Genomic DNA, 21651 nt, shown 5'->3' with positions numbered 1-21651 from the left:
AAAAAATTAATAAGGAATATGCGGCCTGTTATCGGGATTAACTTTATACTTTTAAGTTCCATTTTCTTACTACGCAATGAATAACAGGCAGCTTTTTTTACAGCATGTGGCGCAGACGTCCGATGCCCCGCTCGCATTGGAGATCGTGAAAGCGGAAGGAATGTATATGTGGGACGCGGCGGGTAAACGATATCTGGATCTGATAGCGGGCATCAGCGTTTGTAATGTGGGGCATTGCCATCCGGCCGTGGTGGAAGCGATCCGGGAGCAGGCAGGCACTTACATGCATCTGCTGGTGTATGGCGAGTTTGTGCAATCACCGCAGGTGGCTTATGCGAAATACCTGACGGATCATTTGCCTGCGGGCCTCAACAGCGTGTATTTCACCAATTCCGGCAGTGAAGCGGTGGAAGGCGCTATGAAGCTGGCCAAACGCCACACGGGCCGCACGGAGATCATTGCTTTCCGCAACAGCTACCACGGTTCTACACAAGGCTCGCTCAGCATTATGGGAGACGAGCACTGGCGCAATGCCTACCGTCCCCTGCTGCCGGATGTACAGCACCTCACCCACAACTCCATGGAGGCGATAACCGCGATAACCGGGCGTACCGCCTGCGTGATCGCAGAAACCATACAGGCAGAAGCCGGTGTATTGGCGCCTCAGCGGGAATGGCTCGGCGCCCTGCGGCAGAAATGCTCGGAAACCGGCACCCTCCTTATCCTGGACGAGATACAGTGCGGCCTGGGCAGAAACGGCAGCCTCTGGGCGTTTGAACAATATGATATGGTGCCGGACATCCTTCTCCTGGGCAAGGCACTCGGCGGCGGCATGCCGATGGGCGCTTTCATTGCCAACCGGGATGTGATGTGGAGCCTGACCCATCAACCGGTTTTGGGACATATCACCACTTTCGGCGGACATCCCGTAGCCTGCGCAGCCGGACTGGCAGGTATGAAAGCGCTTCTCAGCGAAGATCTGATCCCCGGGGTTGCGGCCAAAGAGCAGCTTTTCCTGCAACTGCTGCAGCATCCGAAGATCAAGGCAGTGCGCTCCAAAGGGTTGATGCTTGCGGTGGAACTTGGAAGACTTTCCCTCGAATAAAAAGGTCATCGATTATTGTATAGCGAACGGGCTGATCACGGACTGGTTCCTGTTTGCCCCGCAATGCCTGCGCATCGTTCCGCCGCTGATCATCAGTGAAGAAGAGATCAGGGCAGCCTGCCGGATAATACTGGCGGGGCTGGACAGGCTGGTATAAAAAATCCTCCCGGCATAACCGGGAGGATCGACTTCATTTGCTTATGAGAATTAAAATCTAACGCTTCTTCTATTGGTTGCCCGCTTCATTCTTCGCCTCTGCCTTCATTTTTTCGTTGGCATAGATGGAGAACTCCACACGGCGGTTCTGGGCACGGTTGGCTTCACTGTCATTCGCTACTTTCGGTTGTGTTTCGCCATACCAGAATGTTTGCACGCGGCCGGAGGCAACGCCCTGGGCAGTCAGGTAGTTCGCTACCGACTTGGCGCGGCGTTCGGACAGGCTGTAATTGTAAGCATCGGCGCCGGTATCGTCCGTATGGCCTTCTACACGAACATGCGTATCCGGGTATTTGTTCAGCACAGCTGCCAACTCACGGATGTTGCTTTGCGCGGTAGCGGTGAGGTCGGATTTGTCGAACCCGAACAGTACGCCGGAATTAAAGGTCACGTTGATACCCTCTCCTACACGTTCAACCGTAGCGTTGGGTACTTCGTTCTTGATCTCTTCCGCCTGCTTATCCATCTTTTTGCCGATCAGCACCCCTGCGGTACCGCCCACTGCCGCACCGATGATGGCCCCAAGAGCCGTGTTACCGGCAGCTTTACCAATGGCCGCGCCGGCAGCTGCGCCACCGCCGGTACCGATCACAGCACCTTTCTTCGTATTATCCATTCCCTGCCAGGTGCTGCAACTGCCGAACATCAGGGTTCCGGCCAACGCTATCGCCACCATTGCATTCATTCGTCTTTTCATCATAGTTAAGTTTTAACATTAATAGAGATTTATCAGAAAATTTGCTTGCCTGTTTTCACTACCTAGTAACCTAAGCAAATAGTCTGCCAAGATCAATTTTCCCCGCATAAACAACTGTAAAACAAGCAATAAACAAATTAACAAAAACAACCAACCGAGGTTCATTTTCCGAAGAGGCCGCCCAGCAGTCCGCCAAGTCCGCCACCGCCCTGCTGCTGCCTGGCGCCGTTGCTGATCAAGTTTTTGAAGTCTTCCATATCCACATCCCCGTCACCGTCTTTATCCAGACCGCCGGCAAATTTACCCAGGATGCCATTGAGATTGAGACCTTGTGTGGAGCCGCCGGTGAGGGAACTGAAAATACCATCGAGCGAGAAACTGTTATCACCGGGGTCATTGGTTTTCCGGACGAGGGAGCCCAGCACGGCAGGGATAAGCGAACCGGCGATAGCGGAGGCGTTCCCCCCGTTGAGGTTGAATTTCTCCTGAAGTTTGCCGATCAGGTTCCCGGAGATGTTGTTCACCACAGGATTGCTGTTATCCACCTCACCGCCGGCGTTAAAGAGGCTCATGACCTCCCGGAGGTTGCCGCTGGCAAGGGCGTCCTGCAGTCCGGTTGCGATAGTACCGCTGGCTTCGCTGATCACCGCTTCATTTTGCTCATTGGGAATGGCGGGGTTCGCCACTACGGTTTCCTGGGCGTTGTCGCGCACCAGTTGTAATAATTGGTCCAACATGTTGAAATGTTTAAGATGGAATGAAAAGATATGATACAGGTATAATGACTGTCATTAGCTGATCCCGAACTGTTGTATGGATAATAACAGCCGTACTGGCAAATTGTTGTTTCCTGCAACATTAAGGTTACATTACCATCTGATCGCCGGATTTCATCTTTTCAGCATTTTCGGCAAACTGGAGGGTTTCTATCATTTCCCCGATCTCCCCGTTCATGAAGGTATCCATATTATATACCGTCATGCCGATGCGGTGATCGGTAATACGGCCCTGGGGGTAGTTATAGGTACGGATCTTGGCGGAGCGGTCACCTGTGGAAACGAGGCTTTTGCGCTTGGAAGCGATAGCGTCTTCGTGTTTGCGCACGGCCGCTTCGTAGATGCGGGTACGCAGCATACGCATGGCGATGTCCCGGTTGGAGTGCTGGCTCCGGCCTTCCTGGCATTCCACGACAACGCCGGTAGGGATATGGGTCAGCCGTACGGCCGACTCCGTTTTGTTAACGTGCTGGCCGCCCGCACCGGAGGAGCGGAAGGTATCCATTTTGATATCGGCGTCCCGGATCTCTACGTCCACGTCTTCCGCCTCGGGCAATACGGCCACTGTAGCCGCCGAAGTATGCACCCGGCCGGATGCTTCCGTGGCCGGAACACGCTGCACGCGGTGAACGCCGGATTCGAATTTAAGTGTCCCATACACATCATCCCCGGTCACTTCCACCACTACTTCCTTGTAGCCGCCTACGGCTCCGGGGTTTTCGTTCATGATGGCTGTTTTCCAGCCTTTGTTCTCGCAAAAGCGCAGGTACATGCGGAGGAGGTCGCCTGCAAAAAGGCTCGCCTCATCACCACCGGTGCCGCCGCGGATCTCCAGGATCGCGTTCTTCTCGTCCTGCGGGTCTTTCGGGATCAGCAGGTTGCGGATATCCGTTTCCATCTTTTCTTTCTGTTCCGCCAGGGACTCGGTTTCCTCCTTGGCCAACTCCCGCATTTCCTCATCCCCGCTTTCCAGCACTTCCTTGTTAAAGGCAATGGTATCCAGCAGCTTACGATAGGCATCATATACCTTCACGATCTTTTCCAGCTGCCTGAACTCTTTGCTCAGCTTGCTGAACTGTTTGTTATCTTTTACTATCTCGGGATTGGTAAGCGCCAGCTCTACCTGTTCGTACCTTCCCCTGATGGCATCTAATTTATCTATCATAATTACCAGCGAATTATCAATTACGAGATTAACATTTCCCGGAAAAACCCGTATTTCGTAATTGCTTCGGGTTGCAAAATTACATTTTTGCCTATTAAAAAGAACGAAGCGGACAATAAGTATGGAGATGATCAAGCTGGCAGCCGACGATATTTTTGACGGGAGGCGTTTCCTTGGGCCGGACCGGGTGTTGATACTGGATGGTTTGGGAACGGTATCCGCCGTGGTGCCGCGTTCCTGGGCGGGGGATGATATCCGGCAGCTGGAAGGGTGGCTTTGCCCGGGTTTTATCAATACCCATTGCCACCTGGAGCTGTCGCATATGAAAGGGGTTATTCCGGAGCATACCGGCCTCCCGGTGTTTCTGACCACCGTCATGGAACAGCGGCTGCCGCCGGGACCGGACGTTTTGCAGCAGGCCATTACCGATGCCGGGAACGCCATGCAGGCGGAGGGCATCGTGGCCGTAGGGGATATTTGCAATACCGCCGCCACCCTGCCCTACAAGCTCGGCTCCCCCATCCGCTGGCACAATTTTATTGAATGCATGGGTTTCGTGGATGCCACTGCCCCCCAGCGCCTGGAGCACTCCGCCACCGTGTACGCCCAGTTCCGTTCGCAAAACCTCCCGGCTTCCCTCGTACCACATGCGCCTTATTCCGTTTCGCCTACCCTGTTCCGCATGATCGCGGCCAAGGAAAACAATACCCCGCTGACCATCCACAATCAGGAGTGCGCGGCGGAAGATGAACTGTACCGCCGGAAAGCAGGGCCTTTCCTGGAGTTTTACCGGCATTTCGGCATTCATCCCGATGGCTTTGAGGCCACGGGCAAAAGCAGCCTGCAAAGCTTTTTCCCGTATTTTAAAGACAGCGGCAACCTGCTGCTCGTGCATAATACCTATACTTCAGCGGAGGATATCCGTTTTGCAGCCCGGCCCGGCGTGTACTGGTGCCTCTGCCCCAACGCCAACAGCTATATTGAAAATCGTCTTCCGGATATTCCCGCGTTGCTGGAGAATGGTGCAACACTGACACTGGGCACCGACAGCCTTGCTTCCAATCATCAATTGTCTATCTGGGAAGAGATACAGGCCCTGCGCCGCCATTATCCTGCCATTCCCCTGTCTGACATCATGCAATGGGCCACCATCAATGGCGCCGAAGCACTGGGTTTTGCAGATACGCTCGGCAGCTTTGAAAAAGGTAAACGCCCGGGCATTGTACAGGTCCATGGCAACAAAGCAAAAGCATATACCATCTATGAATGAACTACTGAATACGGACATTCTGGGCAACAGCCTCCGCAACTACGGCATTGTGACCGGCATCGTGCTGATCGTTTTCTTCATCCGCCGATTCCTCTCCAGGAATATCGCCTCCCGGCTTTTCCGGCTCATTCGCCACTGGTCGCCGCAGATAGCAGAACACCAATTTGTGGAACTGCTGCTGAAACCGCTGGAATACTTCCTGCTGCTGACGGCCTTTATCATGGGCAGCAACCACCTGGTATTCCCGCAGGAACTTGACCTTATACTCTACAACCGGACGGGGCAGCCCTACACCCTGCAAATGTTATCCCAGGTTGTCGTGAAGATCACCTTCACCTGTACCGTTATCTGGATCGTGATCAGGCTGATAGATTTCATTGCGCTGATCATCGAAAAGAAAGCCAGCCTGGCGGCAGACAGAAGCGATAGTCAGTTCATCGTATTCTTTCGCGATTTCTTCAAAGCCATCATCTTCATCATCGGCGCCATAGCGCTGATAAACATCCTGTTCGGGCGGGAGCTGGTGGAAAAGCTGGTTGCCGGCCTGGGCATTGGTGCGGCCGCCCTCGCCCTGGCTGCACGGGAAAGCATAGAAAATCTCATTGGTTCCTTCATTATTTTCTTCGATAAACCGTTTCGTGTAGGCGATAGCGTTAAAGTGGATACCTTTCAGGGCGTAGTGGAAAAGATCGGGCTGCGAAGCACCCGCATCCGCACACTGGATAAAACATTCGTAACGGTGCCCAATAAAAAGATGGTAGACAGTGTGCTGGATAACCTTTCCCTCCGCACCCAGCTGCGGGTTGTGCTGAAACTGGAACTGGCCCCTGACACGCCTTCGGACAAGCTGATGCTGGTTATCAAAAGCCTGAAGGATTACCTGCAAAGCCATCGGGACGTAGAGAAAGATTTCTCCGTAAGCCTTTTTGATTTCGGAAAGGATTCATTCATGCTGCAGGTCATCTATATGACGAACATCCTGGAAAACGCCCAATATATAAAAATGCGGGAAGAGGTGAACCTGGAAGCGATCCGGATACTGGAAAGCCATGGGGTGCGGCTGGCGGTCAAAGCGGATGCTCCTGCCGCGTAACCCACAAACAAAGGGACCATATCTTATCGACATGGTCCCTTTGTTATATACAGGTTGTATGACCTATTTCGCTTCTTTCTTATTCATATTCATGATGATCTGTGCAAGGTCCTGCTCCACCGTCTCTTTAGGCGTACCGCTGATGCGGCCCTCCTCTTTTCCATCGCGCATCACCAGGATCACCGGCAGCTTCTTTGCCTTATAACCATCTGCCACAGCATCGCCGGAGTTTCCGCTGTTATCGAATCCGTAAAGGTGGATGCTTTCTTCCGGAACGCTGGCGAGTATCATTACTTTATAGAATTTCGGCAATAATGCCCGGCTGCCTGCATCTGAGGTATTCACAAGGGCTACCAGCTGCACTTTATCTTTGTTGGTCTTGATGTAATTGACCATATTGTCATTCACCTGGTATTTATTCACGCCCGTATGAAACCAGGCATAAGCGGAATCGCTGATCAGTTGTTTCATCTGGATCCTGCCTTTCAATTGTTTGTCGCTGCTCCCGTTCTGGGCCATTGTTACAGCAGACAGCAACAACCCGCATCCTAATAATACTGTGTGTAAACGCATAATTTGTGTTTTATAATTGATCTTTTAATTCCGTTAAAAATTGCCGCACTTTCTGGAGGGACTTTATCATTTCAAAATTCCGGGAGGCTACCCTTTTGTCTTCCCGCAGCTTCTGCTTGGCGCCTTCAATTGTGTATTTGCGCTCGCGCAACAGATGATAGATGAGTTTAAGGTTCTGTATGTCTTCCTGGCGGAAAAGCCGGTCACCCTTCCGGTTCTTTTTCGGCTGCAGGATATCGAATTCGTTCTCCCAATACCTGACCAGGGAAGTGTTGACCCTGAACATGCCGGCTACTTCACTGATGGAATAGTACTGCTTGTCCAGCGTCATTTTTTCCAGTTCCTGGATCACATGCGGATCACCGGCAAGCTCTTTCAGACTTTTGCGGCCACGCTTTTTACCCTTGACGGGCAAGGGTTCTGCGGGCACAGCGCCATCTTTGTCCTTTCCGGGTTGCGCCGCTGACGCAGGCTTTGCAGGTGCCTGCTGCGGCTCGCCTCCAAATAAGTCCAGTTGCTGCATCATAACCGAGATCAATTGTAGATAAGAGAATACGGATACAATATTACGGAATAGCTCACGCATCCCCGCCGGGCGCACCTGTCATTTTTATGCACAATCGCGCTTTTCCTCCAATAATCATTCCACTAATCGAAGGACTGGTTGCCGGAGCGGGCAATTTTCAGCATGCGGTCGAATTGTTCAGGTGTAAGATCGTTGTAAAAAAAGTAAACCGGGTCCAGCTTGATACCGCCCTTGCTTACCTCGTAATGGCAGTGCGGACCGGTAGATTTGCCGGTGCTGCCTACCCATCCTATCACATCTCCCCGTTTCACGGTCTGTCCCCGTTTCGCTTTGATGCGGACCATATGTCCGTACAGGGATTTGTAACCATACCCGTGATTGATGACCACATGGTTGCCATATCCCACATCGCTGAGGCTGGCTTCTTCCACTCTTCCGTCTCCCGTTGCATAGATAGGCGTACCGGAAGGCGCGGTAAAATCAAGGCCGCTGTGGAACTTCATGGTCTTGTAAATAGGGTCGATGCGATATCCGAATCCGGAGGCGATACGGTCCAGGTCCTTATTGGACACCGGCTGGATGGCCGGAATGGAAGCCAGCATCTTTTGCTTGTTCCGGATGAGGTCTTCTATCTGGATATATGATTTCTCCTGTACGGCTACCCTGTTCACCAACCGCTCCAGCATCCCGGCGGTAGCGCTGATGATCGCTTCATTCGGTTTGGACTGGAGCCGGGCGATCTCTGCATCTTTCTCCACATTTCCAACCCGTACACTGTCCGGGATCGGTGCGGCCTCGAATATGACCCGGTATATCTCATTATCCCGGTGCTGCAACTCGTCCAGTTGCCCCTTCAATTCCACCAGCCGGCCCTGCAAAGCGTCATATTCCTCTTTCATATTGTCAATATCCCGGCGGAGCATCTTTTCCTTGGGAGAGTCCAGAAAACGGTAAGCTACAGAGAGGAAAAGGATGCCGGTAACGATCGCCGCGGAAATAAAACCCAGAACCCTCAAGATCTTCACCCGCGCAGACACCACCAGCTTTTCATACTTCAGCGTCTGCGTATTATAAAAATATTTGATCTTCTTCATGAACCTTGTTGGCTTGATGAGGGTGCCGCCCATTCGTCCCTGTTAACGAAGCAAATGGCGATTATACCTTGTTTTAATTATTTCGATATTTTTGCACCGCGTTCAACCCTCGCGGAAAACGGATACGGTTTATTCAGGAGCTCACAAACCTAATAGAATTAGGCTAAAACGGCAACCTTTTGAATCTCAATTTTATGAGTGACCTTTTTCAGATCACAAATAAAAGCCAAATTTGGGATTGACGCAATTATAAAATTAAAATTAGATATTAATACGTAGTAATATTTTATGACCGCAGCCGAGATCAGACAACAGTTCCTGGATTTTTTTGCTTCCAAAGGCCATCAAATCGTGCCTTCAGCCCCAATTGTGGTGAAAAACGACCCTACACTGCTCTTCACCAATGCAGGGATGAACCAATTCAAAGACCTGTTCCTCGGAAACAAACCGGCGCCTTACAAAAGAGCTGCGGATACGCAGAAGTGCCTGAGGGTCAGCGGGAAGCATAACGACCTGGAAGAGGTGGGCATCGACACTTATCACCATACCATGTTCGAGATGCTGGGCAACTGGAGCTTTGGCGACTATTTCAAACCGGAAGCCATTGCCTGGAGCTGGGAACTGCTGACCGAAGTGTACAAACTGCCAAAAGACCGGCTGTATGTGACTGTTTTTGAAGGAGATACGGCAGAAAAACTGCCGGCGGACAGTGAAGCGATCGCGGAATGGAAAAAACATATCGCGGAAGACCGCATCCTGATGGGCAATAAAAAGGACAATTTCTGGGAAATGGGGGATACCGGACCATGCGGCCCCTGTACGGAAATTCATGTGGATTGCAGAACCGATGCCGAAAGGGCATTGCAACCGGGCCATGAACTGGTGAATAACGACCATCCGCAGGTGATTGAAATATGGAACAACGTGTTCATGCAGTTCAACCGTCTGAAAGACAAGAGCCTGGAGCCGCTTCCCGCCCGGCATGTGGATACCGGCATGGGCTTCGAGCGCCTGGTACGGGTACTGCAGGGCAAGCAAAGCAATTACGATACGGATGTGTTCATGCCCATCATCCACGCCACCGAAAAACTTTGCGGTAAACAATATGGTCAGACAGAAAAGACCGATATCGCCTTCCGGGTGATCGCCGATCACATCCGGGCTATCTGCTTCACGATCGCGGACGGGCAATTGCCTGCCAACAACGGCGCTGGTTATGTGATCCGCCGCATCCTTCGCCGGGCAGTGCGCTACGCCTTTTCTTTCCTCGAGGTCAAAAAACCGCTGTTGCACGACCTGGTACCCGTGCTGGCGGCACAGTTCAGCAAGGTATTCCCCGAGCTGCAGCAACAGGAAGATTTCGTGAAGAAAGTGGTGTTCGAAGAAGAGAACAGTTTCCTGCGGACGCTGGACAGCGGTTTGGGCAGGCTGGATAATATCACCGCATCCGGGGCCAAAAACATCGAAGGGGCCGTAGCATTTGAATTATACGATACCTACGGCTTCCCGCTGGACCTTACCATGCTGATCGCTTCCGAAAAGGGACTGACGGTGGATGAAGCAGGTTTCGAGACGGAAATGAAAAAACAGAAAGACCGTTCCCGGGCCGCTACAGAACTGGATATGGGCGACTGGACCGTGCTGATGGACCAGCCCTCGGGCATCTTTGCAGGGTACACCGAACTGGAAATGCCTGCCAAAGTGCTGAAATACCGCAAGATCAAAGCAAAAGGCAAAGAACAATACCAGCTGGTGCTGGACAAAACCCCGTTTTATGCAGAAAGCGGCGGACAGGTTGGTGATACCGGCACGCTGACCTTCGGGACGGAGAAAATACCGGTCACCGATACCAAAAAGGAAAATGACCTGATCGTACATTTTGTAGACAAACTGCCTGCAGCGATAGACGGCGGCCTCATCGCTTCCGTGAATGCACCCAAACGGCAGGATACGGCCAGTCACCATACCGCCACCCACCTGCTGCATGCCGCTTTACGCCAGGTACTGGGTACGCACGTTGCGCAAAAGGGCTCGCTTGTGAATGCGGACTATCTCCGGTTCGATTTCTCTCATTTTGCCAAGGTAACAGATGAGGAACTGGCGCAGATAGAAGCGATCGTCAATGAAAAAATACGGAAGAATATCCCTGTTGTGATCCGGGAGCTGCCCCGCGAGGAAGCCCTGAAGCTTGGAGCCATGGCCCTGTTCGGCGAAAAATACGGTGAAACGGTACGTGTGGTAACCATCGATCCGGCATATTCCATAGAACTTTGCGGCGGCACACATGTAGGCAGCACCGGGGAGCTGGGCCTGTTCAAATTCACCGCGGAAAGCGCCGTGGCCGCGGGTGTACGGCGTGTAGAAGCTGTTACCGGCGCAAAGGCGGAAGCCTTTGTAACAGATCAGCTGCAGCAATTTAAATCAGCCAAAGGGCTGTTAAAGAATCCGAAAGAGCTGGCCAAAGCGATCGATCAGCTGATCAGCGACAAGGCCAGCCTGGAAAAACAGCTGGCTGCACTGGAGCTTAAACAGGTGCAGCAACAGGCAGCGTCCCTCCCGCAGCAGGCAGAAACCGTGAACGGCGTACACTTCCTGGGCGCCATTGTTGAAGCCGGCAATGCTGACATGCTGAAACAATTTGCGATGGCGGTAAAAGACCAGCTTGCAACTCCTTACCTGGCCGTGCTTTGCGCCAACGTAGGCGGCAAAGCGCAGGTAACCGTACTGGTAGATGAGCAGCTGGTGAAAGATAAAGGCCTCAACGCCCAGAAGATCATCAAGGAGCAGGTGGCCCCGCTTATCAAAGGCGGTGGCGGCGGTCAGCCCGTGCTGGCTTCAGCCGGAGGGCAGGACGCAGGGCAGCTGGAGCAGGTGATCGCGAAGGTGAAAGCATTGCTGTAAAACCAAGGTTGAAATATTACATCGAAACAAGGGCCGGCCGCGAAGGCCGACCCTTGTTTTTAAAGGCCATATTGCATAATTCAATCAGATTGCCATCCAAAAAAAGCACATTGACATAAATTACCGTGCAAAAAAATGTTAGCGATATAAAAGCGCTGTGAAAAATCAGGGCCTCCCGCTTGACCAGGTTACCGGTCAACCTGAGCAAATCTTTGGTTTGGTGTAGTCCCAACTTAATCGGTTTCCATACCTGATTTTTAACAATCCCTTAAAATCTGCCGCCCGTTTTTAACATTTTTTTTCCTCCCGCAGCCCCTAAATTTGCTTCATGCGCAGATTTTTATACATCCTCAGTTTCACGGCGATCCCGGCACTGGCCATTCCGGCTGCTGCACAGGAAAAACGCTCCGATAAAATGGGCGAATATGACGAGATCGTCATCAAGCGAAAAGGCGGTGAAAAAGACGCCAAAGTGACCGTGGAGATCAAAGACGGAAAAGTGCTGGTTGATGGAAAAAAGATCGAAGACTATAAAAACGGTGACATCATCGTACAGCACCGCGTGATCAGGCCAAGGAACGGCAATCTGTCTTCCGGCGGCGAAATGACGCTGCCCGGTGGCGATAACGCATGGTCGTTCTTTACACCCAACCGGGCGGTATTGGGCGTGATCACCGAAAAGCTGGAAGCCGCAGGCGCCACCATCAAAGAGGTTGCCAAAGGCTCCGCAGCGGAAAAAGCCGGACTGAAAGCCGGGGATGTGATCACCCATCTGAACGGCGAAGCCGTTAGTGAACCGCAGGAATTATACGAAGCCGTAGGTGAAATGAGTCCCGGCGACGAAATCACCGTAACGTATAAACGTAATGGAAAGGAAGGCAAGGCTACCGCCACGCTGGATAAAAGGCCGGACACTGCGCCCCGATCCTTCCGGATGACACCGGACGGGGATAACAATTTGTTCCGGACGCCGGATGGGCAGGGCAACGACTTCTTCCGTTTCCGGATGCCCGACCGCCGCGAAGGATCGCCTTTCGGGCAATTCTTCGGGGAGAACAGCGGCACCCGCCTCGGCCTTTCCGTACAGGACACAGAAAACAACAGCGGGGCCAAAGTACTGAACGTAACCCCTGGCTCACCGGCTGCCAAAGCGGGCTTCAAAGCAGATGACCTGATCACCGGCATCGGCGGCAAGGCCGTAAAGAACGCAAAAGATGTGGTGGAAATTTACCAGGACAATAAAGATAAAACCAGTATCAAGGCAACAGTAAAGCGTAACGGCAACGAACAAACGTTGAATATCGCAGTGCCGAAGACACTGAATACAGAGCACCTGTAACCGGCAACATCGTATAAAGTAAAGTTTGATTATAGTTTAAGTGTAAAGCAAAAAGAAGCGGTCCGCATGATGCGGGCCGTTTTTTTACCGCATCATCATCCTGGCGATCTTCAGTTTATTGCCGTAGGGCGGGTATTTCACCGGAATATCCAGCCAGGTAGCGGTTTTCATCACGCTTTTCACCTGTGAGAATTCCCCGAACCCCGCATGGCCGTGGTACCGCCCCATCCCGCTTTGTCCCACCCCGCCGAAAGGCAGTTCCTCATTGGTGAAATGCACCAGGGTATTATTGATGCACCCGCCGCCGAAGGGCACCTGCGTTATAAACGTCTTTTCCATACGGCGGCTTTTCGAAAAGAGGTATAACGATAAGGGATTCGGATTGCGGGCGATGATCTGCAGTGCATCTTCAATCGTTTTGTACGGGATCAGCGGCAGCAGCGGGCCGAAGATCTCTTCCTGCATGATGGGTGCATCCAGCGGCACATCGGCAAGCAAGGTAGGCGCGATGTACCGTTCAGCCCGGTTCGTTTGCCCGCCTGCGATAACACGCCCCTGCTGCAGATAGGCCGTCAGCTGGTCGAAACGTTTTTCGTTGATGATCCGGGCATAATCGGGGCTTTTTTCCGGGTCCTCACCAAAGAAACGCCGGATGGCGGCTTTCAGCTGGACTGTCAGCGGTTCCATCACCTGTTCCTGTACAAGGATGTAATCCGGCGCGATACAGGTTTGTCCGGCATTCCAGCATTTGCCCCAGATGATCCGCCTGGCAGAAGTTTTCATATCCGCGCTTTTATCCACAATGCAGGGGCTTTTGCCGCCAAGTTCCAGCGTCACCGGCGTAAGATGGGGCGCGGCCATTTCCAGTATCTTCCGGCCTACGGGAATGCTGCCGGTAAAGAATACGTGATCAAAGCGGTGCTGCATAGCGGCGGGTATCACGGCCTGCCCTTCCCCGGTGATGACCGTCACAAAAGCAGGGTCAAAGGCTTCCCGGATCAGCTCCTCCGTAACGGCAGCAGTCGCCGGCGCCAGCTCGGAAGGTTTCAGGATAGCGCAGTTACCGGCCGCGATGCTGGCAATGAGCGGCGCGATCACCAGCTGAAAAGGGTAATTCCAGGGGCCGATGAGCAGGGTCAGGCCTTTCGGTTCGCGGTACACCATGCTGGCGGAAGGGTATTGCAGCAATGGCGAAGTGACCGGCTGCGGCCGCATCCAGTCACGGAGATTAGCCAGTGTATGATCGATCTCCTCATAAAGCAGGCCCACTTCACTGCCGAAAGCTTCCATGGGATGCTTGCGCAGGTCCGCATACAAAGCCTCCAGGATAGCCGTTTCATACTTTTTCAGCACCTTTTTGAGTTTTTTCAGTTGCGCCTTGCGAAATGAAAGAGAACGGGTAGCTCCCGAATGGAAAAAGCTGCGCTGGGCTGTGTATATCGCTGTAATAGAAGCCATAGGACAAGATTATCTGTTACAATTTCGCGAAAATTCCCTGCTTTTTTGCAGTTTGAATATCTTTGTGCGAATCAGTCCGGACAATTCAATATGAGCGCGAGCATCGATTATAACAAGTATGAAGCAGTGATAGGCCTGGAAGTACATGCCCAGCTTTTAACACAAAGCAAGCTGTTCAGTGGCGACAGTGCTGCTTTTGGGGGCCTGCCCAATACACATATCAGCCCGGTGACCCTCGGTCATCCCGGTACATTGCCATTTCTGAACAAAAAGGCGGTGGAGCTTGCCATCAAGCTGGGCTTTGCCTGCCACTGCGAGATAGCGCGGGAGAACTTCTTCGCCCGCAAGAACTATTTCTATCCGGATCTTCCCAAAGGGTATCAGATCAGTCAGCATACGGCACCGATCTGCATCGGCGGTCATGTGCCGGTATTTGTTGACGGAAAGAGCCGCCACATCCAGCTGAACCGCATTCACCTGGAGGAAGACGCCGGTAAATCCATGCACGACCAGGACGCCGACAATACGCTGGTAGATTACAACCGCGCGGGTGTTCCGCTGGTAGAGATCGTAACGGAGCCGGACCTTCATAACAGTGACGAAGCCTACGCTTACCTGACCGAACTGCGCCGCCTCGTACGCTGGCTGGACGTTTGTGACGGCAATATGGAAGAAGGCAGCATGCGCTGCGACGCCAATATCTCTATCCGCCTTAAAGGCGACACATCACTGGGTACAAAGGTGGAAGTAAAGAATATGAACTCCATCCGCAATGTGAAACGTGCGATCGACAATGAAATAAAACGGCAGATCACCCTGGTGGAAGAAGGGGGCCGCGTGGTGCAGGAAACGCGCAGTTTCGATGCATCCAACGGCAGTTCCTTCCCTTTGCGCTCCAAGGAAGAAGCCAATGATTACCGTTATTTCCCCGACCCGGACCTGGCTCCTTTCAATCTTACAGACGCGTTCCTGGAAAATATCCGCAAAAGCCTGCCGGAACTGCCGGAAGAGATGATTGAGCGATATATCCGGGAACTGGGGCTGCCGGAATATGATGCACGGGTGATCTGTGACGATAAGGCGACCGCTGCTTATTTCGGGGAGCTGATTGCAGCCACTCCTCATCACAAAGCCGCCGCCAACTGGATGCTGGGACCTGTCAAATCCTGGTTGAACGACCAAAGTGCAGGCATGGAAACATTCCCCCTGCCTCCGGCCTCCCTTGCTGCGCTGATCGCGCTGATCGTGGATGGCAAAGTGAATTTCTCCATCGCCTCATCCCGCATTCTGCCCGTTATGATCGGAGAACCAGGGAAAACACCCATCGCTATTGCCACGGAACTGAACCTCATACAAGACACCGATGCAGGCAGCATACTGCCGGTGATAGAAGAAGTACTGGCAAAATTCCCCGGCAAGGTGGCGGAATTCAAAGCCGGAAAGAAGGGGCTGATCGGCCTTTTTGTGGGAGAAGTGATGAAAATGAGCGCAGGCAAAGCCGATCCGAAACTCACTAACGAGCTGTTGATGAAACGTTTGAACAGCTAGAGAAACCGCTCATCCATTTCAGCGGGAATACATTTTATGCCACTGCGGAGTAAATGCTGTCTGTTGCCATAAGTTCACCAGACCGTTGTAACATTGGCGGACCGGTTACATAATTTAACAATTCTGCTGAAAAGGGTCCGATTTTTAACCCTAATTTTGAAGACATCATAGAAAACAGGAAAAAAGGATGAAAAAATTAGCCATATGCTTTGCGGCCGTTGCTTTTTTTGCGGGCTGTAATTCTCACCCGGAGAAGGGTGCTTTCAAAATCGATGTACAACTGGCCAATGCTCCGCTGGAAAAAGTATATCTCGAAGAACTGACCGGCCAGGCGCCGAAGATTGTAGACACTACGGCAGTGAAGGATGCCAGCGGGAAATTTGATCTGGACGGGATGGTGACCGAACAGGGCCTTTACCGTATCCGTTTCGAGAATGGCAAATACATCCTGCTTGCCCTCGACGCCGGGGACATGAGCATCAATGGAGACTATAACGAACTGGAAGATATCAGGATAAAAGGTTCCGAAGCCACTTCGGAGATACAGCAACTGCTGAACACCTACAGTGAAAAGGCCCAGATCATGAGCAGGGATATTCAGGAACTTGATAGCCTGCGCATGGCAGAGGCCCCGGACAGCCTGCTGGAAGCACGCCGGACAGCGTTCGAGCAGGAATCAAAGAACATCCGCCAGCATTTCCTGGACGCTGCGCAAAAGACCAAACATCCTGTTTCCGCCGTATTTGCCATGCAGCTGGTACGCTTTGACGACGCAAAGGACCTGCTGGACCATAAAGCACAATTCGAAAGCATTATCAAACGCTTTCCTGAAAATACCATGGCGAAAGACATGGCCGCTTATATAGCCGATGTGGAGAAGGAAGCCACACAAGGAGCCGCCAGCGGTCCCGAATCCATGATCGACCAGCAGGCGCCGGACTTTACGCTACCCGATCCCAACGGTAAACAGATCAGCCTCAGCTCTTTCAAAGGCAAATATGTGCTGGTAGACTTCTGGGCCAGCTGGTGCGGGCCCTGCCGCCAGGAAAACCCGAACGTGGTAAAAGCATATCTCAAATACAAGGATAAAAACTTCACGATACTGGGTGTATCGCTGGACAAAACGAAGGATGCCTGGCTGAAAGCCATTGCCGATGACGGTTTGAACTGGAGCCATGTGAGCGACCTGAAATTCTGGGAATCTGCCGTGGTGCCGCTGTACGGCATATCCGGCATTCCTACGAACATTCTGGTAGACCCTCAGGGCAAGATCGTTGCCGCGAATCTGCGGGGCCGCGGGCTGGAAGAAAAGCTCAGCGAAGTACTGCAGTAAAACAAGCCGAAATTATAAACAAAGCGGGTGTATCGAACGATGATACACCCGCTTTTTGTTTGGATATCCGGTAAGCCTGTTCCGTTCATCGCTTCAAGGCCCGGCTTAAAACCGTAACGCTCCCGTCCGTATCCGGGAAGGCTTGTTCTGTTTATATGGCTCCATTCCGGCTATTCATATTTCGGATGTTCGGAAATGTTCTCGTTCGCCTGTCTCTCCCGTACCGGGATAGGAATGTAATATCCCCTGTCATCCGGCGTGAGTGTCAGTGCCGTGGGCGCCTGAATTACATCCTCCGGCCATCTTTCCACATTGCGGCCTTTACGGCGGAGATCAAAATACCGGTGCCCTTCAAACGCCAGTTCCCGGTAACGTTCCAGCAATACGGCATCCACAAGGGCCGCAGATGTTGCAAAGGTCTGCGGCAGGTAACCATCGATGCGCTCCGCGCAGAGATCGTTCAGGTCTTTTGTTCCCGGCACCAGGCCGGTTACGCCTTTTGCTGCATAGGCTTCCGCACGGATCAGGTACATTTCCGCCACACGGAAAAGCTTGATATCCGCCAGGTTGACAAGGGCTGCCTGGCCGCCGGTGTATTTGTTAACTGTCCACCGCCGTACCGGTTCACCCGCCGCCAGATCTTTCACATACGCATTGAACCGTACATCGTTTACCGCATCAAACGCAGCGATCAGTTTGAATGATGGCGCAAACAGCACCCTGTTGGAACCATCACGATAGAAGTCACCGAACTTGGCATCCTGTGCTTCCCGCTTCAGTTTCCACACCACTTCGGCATTGGACCGGTCCAGCCAGATCTCCGGGAATTCCGCTCTGTCTGCCAGCGGCATGGCTTCGATCACCTCCGTGCTGGCGGCAATGGCAGCATCCCAATCCTCCTGCCACAGAGCAGCCCTGGCCTGAATAGCGCTGACGGCAAGGCCGGTGATACGGTTTCTGTTGGTGAATGTTGCGGGGATGAGCGTTTTTGCGGTGGCGAGATCAGTATTGATCTGTTCATACACTTTCCTCACGGTATCCCGGCCCGGTTTCCCGATCTCCGATCTGAGCATCAGCGGAATGCCCGGGGATGCCGGCGCATAGTCCACCGCATAATGCCGGAGCAATTCCAGGTGGCAGAAGGCGCGGAGGGCCAGCAGCTCTCCTTTCATCTGCCGCTTCGCAGGTTCTTCCAGCGAAGTGGCATACACGCCGTCGATCACGGCGAGAATCCGGTTGGCGCGGTCCAGCACCTGGTAAAAGTTGGCCCAGGCTGCGATAACATCGGAAGTAAGCCCGTCCTGCTTCCAGCTGAAGGCCAATATTCCCCGGCCGGTGTTATTCTCCAGCGGCCACATGTTCTCGTCAGAAAGCAGGGAACTGACGCTGATGGAATGGGTAGAGATGGCGGCATATACCCCCAATACCCCGGCATTGAGATCATCCACCGAGCTGAACGCGACCGACTGGTCAATATTCTCTGTTGGCTTCACATCCAGGTCTGCCATGCAGGAAGTTGCCAGGGCACTGATGAAAAGGACACTATATAAACGTAGGGATTGCATGTGCTTCAATTTGAATGATTAGAATTGTACGCGGACGCCGGCGGTGATGGTCCTGGCGGCAGGGTATTCAAAGAATGCCGTACCGTTGTTGTCTTCCGGATCAAAGCCGCTCCAGCTCGTGAATGTAAGAAGGTTCTGGCCCTGTACATATATCATTGCGTTGCGAAATATCCTGGTATGCTCCAGTATCCGCGAAGGGACCGTATAACTCAGCTGCACATTACGGAGACGGACATACGAAGCATCCTGCACATCGCGGGAAGTGAAGGTGCGCGTTTCCGTAAATGCCCGGCTGATCCGTAATATCGCCCGGTTTCCGCCAGCGGTTCAGCCACTTGCGTGACTGGTTGCTGGTCACGAACTGGTTGCTGTTGAGGATGTAATATTCTTCCGAATTGTACCGGTAGAAATCCTGTGCGAAGCTGAAGAGCACATCAGCCGTGAAGCCCTTCCAGGACGCACGGGTGAAGAAACCACCGGTGTAGGGAGGGTCCCAGGTGCCGAACCCGGCAACGCTCATCGTAGCCGGACTGTACACGTTGGTCAGATTGCCTTCCTTGTCATAATACATCGTCTTGCCCGTTTGAGGATCTACCCCGCCCCATTTCTGTACATAGTGGGAATTAACGGGAAGCCCTACACGAACAATACTGGCGCCTTGCGTGAATTCATTGGCTTTGCCGAGGCTCAGCACACGGTTTTTGTTGTAGGCGAAGTTAAAGCCGGCAGAGAGGGTGAACGTTTGATTCCTGATGATGTCCCCGCTCAAGTCCAGTTCAATGCCACGGTTACGGATCACGCCGGCATTAATGGTACGGGAGGAAAACCCGCTGGTCTGCGAAAGCTGTTCATCCACGAAAACGCCCTCGGTACGCCGGTTGTACCAGTCTGCGATCAAACGGATGCGGTCATGCAGCAACAGGATATCGATGCCGATGTTCAGCATCTTTGTATATTCCCAGTCGTAGTCTTCATTGCCAACAGATATCGGAGCGATAGCCGGCATACCGTCATACCGGGTGCCGCCGTAGCCGGAGGTGTAGGCAAAGTTACCCGCAAAAGGAGAGGCCGAAGTGCCGTAGCTGCTGCGCAGGCGCAATGTATTCAGCCAGTTCAGCGGTTGCAGGAAAGCTTCCTTTTTGATATCGTATCCCGCGCCGATGGAGTAAAAGTTATGCCAGCGGTTCTTTTTGGGAACCGTGGAAGAGCCGTCCCGGCGGAAAGTAAGGTTGAGGGTATATTTATCATCATACACATAACGGGCCAGGCCCACAAGGGAAGCCAGTGCGGAACCTGTTTTGCCGCCGCCCACAGTGGGGATGAAACCGTTCAGGGCAGAGCCTTGCGTAATGCCTGAAACGGTGCCGGCCAGCCCGGGTGTGATCCCATAACCGGTGAAGTTGTACACGGAAGATTTCATCCGGTTGAACTCATAAAAACCGGCCACGGTAAGGTCATGCACCTGGCGGAAGGTCCGGTTGAAGGTCAGGCCGCTGGTGGCGGTGAACTGGTAATAGCGGGCAGATTCCTCGCGATGGGAACCCTGCCTCCCCGGCACTGCAGGCAAGCCTCCGCTGTAAGAGCCGGGGCGGATGGTGCGGGTTTCCGCATTGTCCCGGTAATCCAGACCGAGATTGGCAGAGGCATACAGGAAGTCGGTGAAATTATACCGCAGATTGGTGGTCAGCGCACCCTTGAGCTGGTTCACCTGGTAAGTGGTGTTTTGCACTCTTTCCAGCGCATCAGACCCTTCGCGGGTATCGTATGTTCCACCAAAACGGGCTTTATTCCCTGAATGCACCAATTGGCCGTTCACATAAGGCTGTTCATAAGGCAAGGCATAATATACCGCGGCAAAAGTATTGGTGGCGGAAGAAAAATTTTCGTTCTCGATCAGGTCGTTCTTTGAATAACCGACCGCCATATTGATGGCAGCGGTAAAGCGTTCCGCTTTTACATCCAGATTGGTGCGGAAGCTGTAACGTTCAATGCCCGAACGCAATGCAATGCCTTCCTGCTGATAGTAGTTGGCGGAAGAATAAAAGCGGATGGCGTCCGATCCGCCGGATGCGTTGAGCTCATATTCGTGAAAGGGAGCCGAATGCCGGAGGAAAACTTCATCCCATTGCGTATTGATATTCCGCAGGCTGTCCAGTATGCCCGCATATCGTGCCTTTTCATCGTCAGGAAGGGCTGCGTTAGCCGGATTAAGCGCTGAGAAGCGCCAGCCCGCGCCGATATTGCGGCCGGTTTCGAGGCCTATTTCTTCTTCGAATTGCAGCCGCTCCTGTGCATTCATCATGTTAAAGCGGGCGCGGGTAGGCATGGATATACCATGCTGGGTGTTGAAAGAAAGCCTGATATCTCCGGCCTTGCCTCTTTTGGTGGTGATCAGGATCACGCCGTTGGCGCCACGGGAGCCGTATAACGCCGTTGCATTCGCATCTTTCAATACGCTGACAGTGGCAAAATCCGCGGGGTTCATGGTCATGAAGACACCGCTTTCCACGGCAATGCCGTCCACTACATATAAGGGAGATACAAGGCCGCCTTTGGTGGCTTGCCCGCGGATGAGTATCCTGGCGGGAGCGCCCGGTTGCCCGCTGCCCGAAGCAACATACAGGCCCGGTACGCGGCCCTGCAGCATCTGGTCGAATGAAGCCATCGGCACATCATTGATGTGCTCCGCGCCAACAGTGGATACAGCGCCGGTGTATTGCTTGCGCGTGGCAGTGTTGTAGCCGGTGATCACCACTTCATCCAACAGTTTGCGGATGGTGGTATCTGTTTTTGCCGGCTCTTGCGCAACGCTGGTAAAGCCCATGGTCAGTAAAAGCCATAAGGGTAGCGTTTGTTTCATAACATCGTGTTTATTCCCCTCGAAGATAAATGCACAAGATACTGGCTTTCAGGCGCTAATACTAGTACACAAACATGTTATATGAAAAATTAACATGAAGAGGTCCCTGAAAATCAATCACCGGGACCCACA

18 protein-coding genes and 1 pseudogene are annotated in these 21651 nt (G+C 52.8%); 8 read left to right on the top strand and 11 right to left on the bottom strand.

Features of this window, described 5'->3' with window-relative positions; genetic code table 11:
* Positions 1–76: 76 nt before the first annotated feature.
* Positions 77–1105: an aspartate aminotransferase family protein gene (locus tag FW415_RS05520; protein ID WP_246858932.1), complete on the top strand. Its 1029-nt coding sequence runs from the start codon at positions 77–79 to the stop codon at positions 1103–1105.
* Positions 1083–1262, top strand: coding sequence for a hypothetical protein (locus FW415_RS25295; RefSeq protein WP_246858931.1), 180 nt, complete (start codon positions 1083–1085; stop codon positions 1260–1262). Before FW415_RS05520 ends, FW415_RS25295 begins: the two co-directional genes overlap by 23 nt.
* A gap of 69 nt (positions 1263–1331) precedes the next feature.
* On the opposite strand, the gene FW415_RS05515 is transcribed toward FW415_RS25295, so the two are convergent.
* The 3 genes from FW415_RS05515 to prfA form a co-directional block, all read right to left on the bottom strand.
* Complete coding sequence (locus tag FW415_RS05515; protein ID WP_246858928.1) at positions 1332–2021, bottom strand: OmpA family protein; 690 nt, start codon at positions 2019–2021, stop codon at positions 1332–1334.
* A gap of 158 nt (positions 2022–2179) precedes the next feature.
* Complete coding sequence (locus FW415_RS05510) at positions 2180–2755, bottom strand: hypothetical protein (RefSeq protein WP_148383282.1); 576 nt, start codon at positions 2753–2755, stop codon at positions 2180–2182.
* 127 nt (positions 2756–2882) lie between these two features.
* Positions 2883–3959, bottom strand: a complete 1077-nt coding sequence (gene prfA / locus FW415_RS05505; protein WP_148383281.1) for a peptide chain release factor 1 — start codon at positions 3957–3959, stop codon at positions 2883–2885.
* A 121-nt stretch (positions 3960–4080) separates the two neighbouring features.
* Here prfA and FW415_RS05500 point away from each other — a divergent pair, with 121 nt between their 5' ends.
* Together FW415_RS05500 and FW415_RS05495 are read left to right on the top strand one after the other, a co-directional pair.
* Positions 4081–5229, top strand: a complete 1149-nt coding sequence (locus FW415_RS05500) for an amidohydrolase family protein (RefSeq protein WP_148383280.1) — start codon at positions 4081–4083, stop codon at positions 5227–5229.
* On the top strand, positions 5222–6322 hold the full coding sequence (locus FW415_RS05495; protein ID WP_168208678.1) for a mechanosensitive ion channel family protein: 1101 nt from the start codon (positions 5222–5224) through the stop codon (positions 6320–6322). The genes FW415_RS05500 and FW415_RS05495 overlap by 8 nt, the downstream gene beginning before the upstream one ends.
* A 63-nt stretch (positions 6323–6385) precedes the next feature.
* On the opposite strand, the gene FW415_RS05485 is transcribed toward FW415_RS05495, so the two are convergent.
* The 3 genes from FW415_RS05485 to FW415_RS05475 form a co-directional block, all read right to left on the bottom strand.
* The gene (locus FW415_RS05485; protein WP_148383278.1) at positions 6386–6895 is read right to left on the bottom strand and encodes a hypothetical protein; all 510 of its coding nucleotides are present in this window, start codon (positions 6893–6895) and stop codon (positions 6386–6388) included.
* A gap of 10 nt (positions 6896–6905) precedes the next feature.
* Complete coding sequence (locus tag FW415_RS25290) at positions 6906–7421, bottom strand: MerR family transcriptional regulator (protein ID WP_246858926.1); 516 nt, start codon at positions 7419–7421, stop codon at positions 6906–6908.
* A 122-nt stretch (positions 7422–7543) separates the two neighbouring features.
* The gene (locus FW415_RS05475; protein WP_148383277.1) at positions 7544–8515 is read right to left on the bottom strand and encodes a M23 family metallopeptidase; all 972 of its coding nucleotides are present in this window, start codon (positions 8513–8515) and stop codon (positions 7544–7546) included.
* 288 nt (positions 8516–8803) lie between these two features.
* Here FW415_RS05475 and alaS point away from each other — a divergent pair, with 288 nt between their 5' ends.
* Together alaS and FW415_RS05465 are read left to right on the top strand one after the other, a co-directional pair.
* Positions 8804–11416, top strand: coding sequence for an alanine--tRNA ligase (gene alaS, locus FW415_RS05470; protein WP_148383276.1), 2613 nt, complete (start codon positions 8804–8806; stop codon positions 11414–11416).
* A 328-nt stretch (positions 11417–11744) separates the two neighbouring features.
* Positions 11745–12755, top strand: coding sequence for a PDZ domain-containing protein (locus FW415_RS05465; protein WP_148383275.1), 1011 nt, complete (start codon positions 11745–11747; stop codon positions 12753–12755).
* 84 nt (positions 12756–12839) lie between these two features.
* Here the strand turns inward: FW415_RS05465 and FW415_RS05460 are convergent, their stop codons facing one another.
* Complete coding sequence (locus FW415_RS05460) at positions 12840–14213, bottom strand: aldehyde dehydrogenase (protein WP_148383274.1); 1374 nt, start codon at positions 14211–14213, stop codon at positions 12840–12842.
* Between the two features lie 90 nt (positions 14214–14303).
* Here FW415_RS05460 and gatB point away from each other — a divergent pair, with 90 nt between their 5' ends.
* The gene (gene gatB / locus FW415_RS05455) at positions 14304–15761 is read left to right on the top strand and encodes an Asp-tRNA(Asn)/Glu-tRNA(Gln) amidotransferase subunit GatB (RefSeq protein WP_148383273.1); all 1458 of its coding nucleotides are present in this window, start codon (positions 14304–14306) and stop codon (positions 15759–15761) included.
* A 187-nt stretch (positions 15762–15948) separates the two neighbouring features.
* The gene (locus FW415_RS05450; RefSeq protein WP_210420832.1) at positions 15949–17094 is read left to right on the top strand and encodes a TlpA disulfide reductase family protein; all 1146 of its coding nucleotides are present in this window, start codon (positions 15949–15951) and stop codon (positions 17092–17094) included.
* Between the two features lie 170 nt (positions 17095–17264).
* On the opposite strand, the gene FW415_RS25705 is transcribed toward FW415_RS05450, so the two are convergent.
* The 4 genes and pseudogenes from FW415_RS25705 to FW415_RS05440 all read right to left on the bottom strand — a co-directional run bounded on the left by FW415_RS25705 (position 17265) and on the right by FW415_RS05440 (position 21519).
* Positions 17265–17945 (bottom strand): RagB/SusD family nutrient uptake outer membrane protein, encoded by a 681-nt coding sequence (locus FW415_RS25705; RefSeq protein ID WP_371417059.1) that lies wholly within the window; start codon positions 17943–17945, stop codon positions 17265–17267.
* 117 nt (positions 17946–18062) lie between these two features.
* Positions 18063–18602, bottom strand: a pseudogene (locus FW415_RS25700) (RagB/SusD family nutrient uptake outer membrane protein); the annotation flags it as partial.
* A 75-nt stretch (positions 18603–18677) separates the two neighbouring features.
* The gene (locus FW415_RS24895; RefSeq protein WP_168208677.1) at positions 18678–18911 is read right to left on the bottom strand and encodes a hypothetical protein; all 234 of its coding nucleotides are present in this window, start codon (positions 18909–18911) and stop codon (positions 18678–18680) included.
* Positions 18880–21519 (bottom strand): SusC/RagA family TonB-linked outer membrane protein, encoded by a 2640-nt coding sequence (locus tag FW415_RS05440; protein ID WP_148383271.1) that lies wholly within the window; start codon positions 21517–21519, stop codon positions 18880–18882. The genes FW415_RS24895 and FW415_RS05440 overlap by 32 nt, the downstream gene beginning before the upstream one ends.
* Positions 21520–21651: the final 132 nt, after the last annotated feature.

The sequence above is a fragment of the Chitinophaga sp. XS-30 genome (assembly GCF_008086345.1).
Classification (GTDB): domain Bacteria; phylum Bacteroidota; class Bacteroidia; order Chitinophagales; family Chitinophagaceae; genus Chitinophaga.
This window is presented reverse-complemented; position numbering and strand designations above follow the sequence as displayed.

Coding starts and splice junctions, on each gene's coding strand:
- FW415_RS05460 (WP_148383274.1), bottom strand. CDS start 14,213: ATGGCTTCTATTACAGCGATATACACAGCCCAGCGCAGCTTTTTCCAT.
- alaS (WP_148383276.1), top strand. CDS start 8,804: ATGACCGCAGCCGAGATCAGACAACAGTTCCTGGATTTTTTTGCTTCC.
- prfA (WP_148383281.1), bottom strand. CDS start 3,959: ATGATAGATAAATTAGATGCCATCAGGGGAAGGTACGAACAGGTAGAG.
- FW415_RS05515 (WP_246858928.1), bottom strand. CDS start 2,021: ATGATGAAAAGACGAATGAATGCAATGGTGGCGATAGCGTTGGCCGGA.
- FW415_RS05475 (WP_148383277.1), bottom strand. CDS start 8,515: ATGAAGAAGATCAAATATTTTTATAATACGCAGACGCTGAAGTATGAA.
- FW415_RS25290 (WP_246858926.1), bottom strand. CDS start 7,421: ATGATGCAGCAACTGGACTTATTTGGAGGCGAGCCGCAGCAGGCACCT.
- FW415_RS05485 (WP_148383278.1), bottom strand. CDS start 6,895: ATGCGTTTACACACAGTATTATTAGGATGCGGGTTGTTGCTGTCTGCT.
- FW415_RS05495 (WP_168208678.1), top strand. CDS start 5,222: ATGAATGAACTACTGAATACGGACATTCTGGGCAACAGCCTCCGCAAC.
- FW415_RS05465 (WP_148383275.1), top strand. CDS start 11,745: ATGCGCAGATTTTTATACATCCTCAGTTTCACGGCGATCCCGGCACTG.
- FW415_RS05500 (WP_148383280.1), top strand. CDS start 4,081: ATGGAGATGATCAAGCTGGCAGCCGACGATATTTTTGACGGGAGGCGT.
- gatB (WP_148383273.1), top strand. CDS start 14,304: ATGAGCGCGAGCATCGATTATAACAAGTATGAAGCAGTGATAGGCCTG.
- FW415_RS25705 (WP_371417059.1), bottom strand. CDS start 17,945: ATGCCGCTGGCAGACAGAGCGGAATTCCCGGAGATCTGGCTGGACCGG.
- FW415_RS05450 (WP_210420832.1), top strand. CDS start 15,949: ATGAAAAAATTAGCCATATGCTTTGCGGCCGTTGCTTTTTTTGCGGGC.
- FW415_RS05440 (WP_148383271.1), bottom strand. CDS start 21,519: ATGAAACAAACGCTACCCTTATGGCTTTTACTGACCATGGGCTTTACC.
- FW415_RS05520 (WP_246858932.1), top strand. CDS start 77: ATGAATAACAGGCAGCTTTTTTTACAGCATGTGGCGCAGACGTCCGAT.
- FW415_RS05510 (WP_148383282.1), bottom strand. CDS start 2,755: ATGTTGGACCAATTATTACAACTGGTGCGCGACAACGCCCAGGAAACC.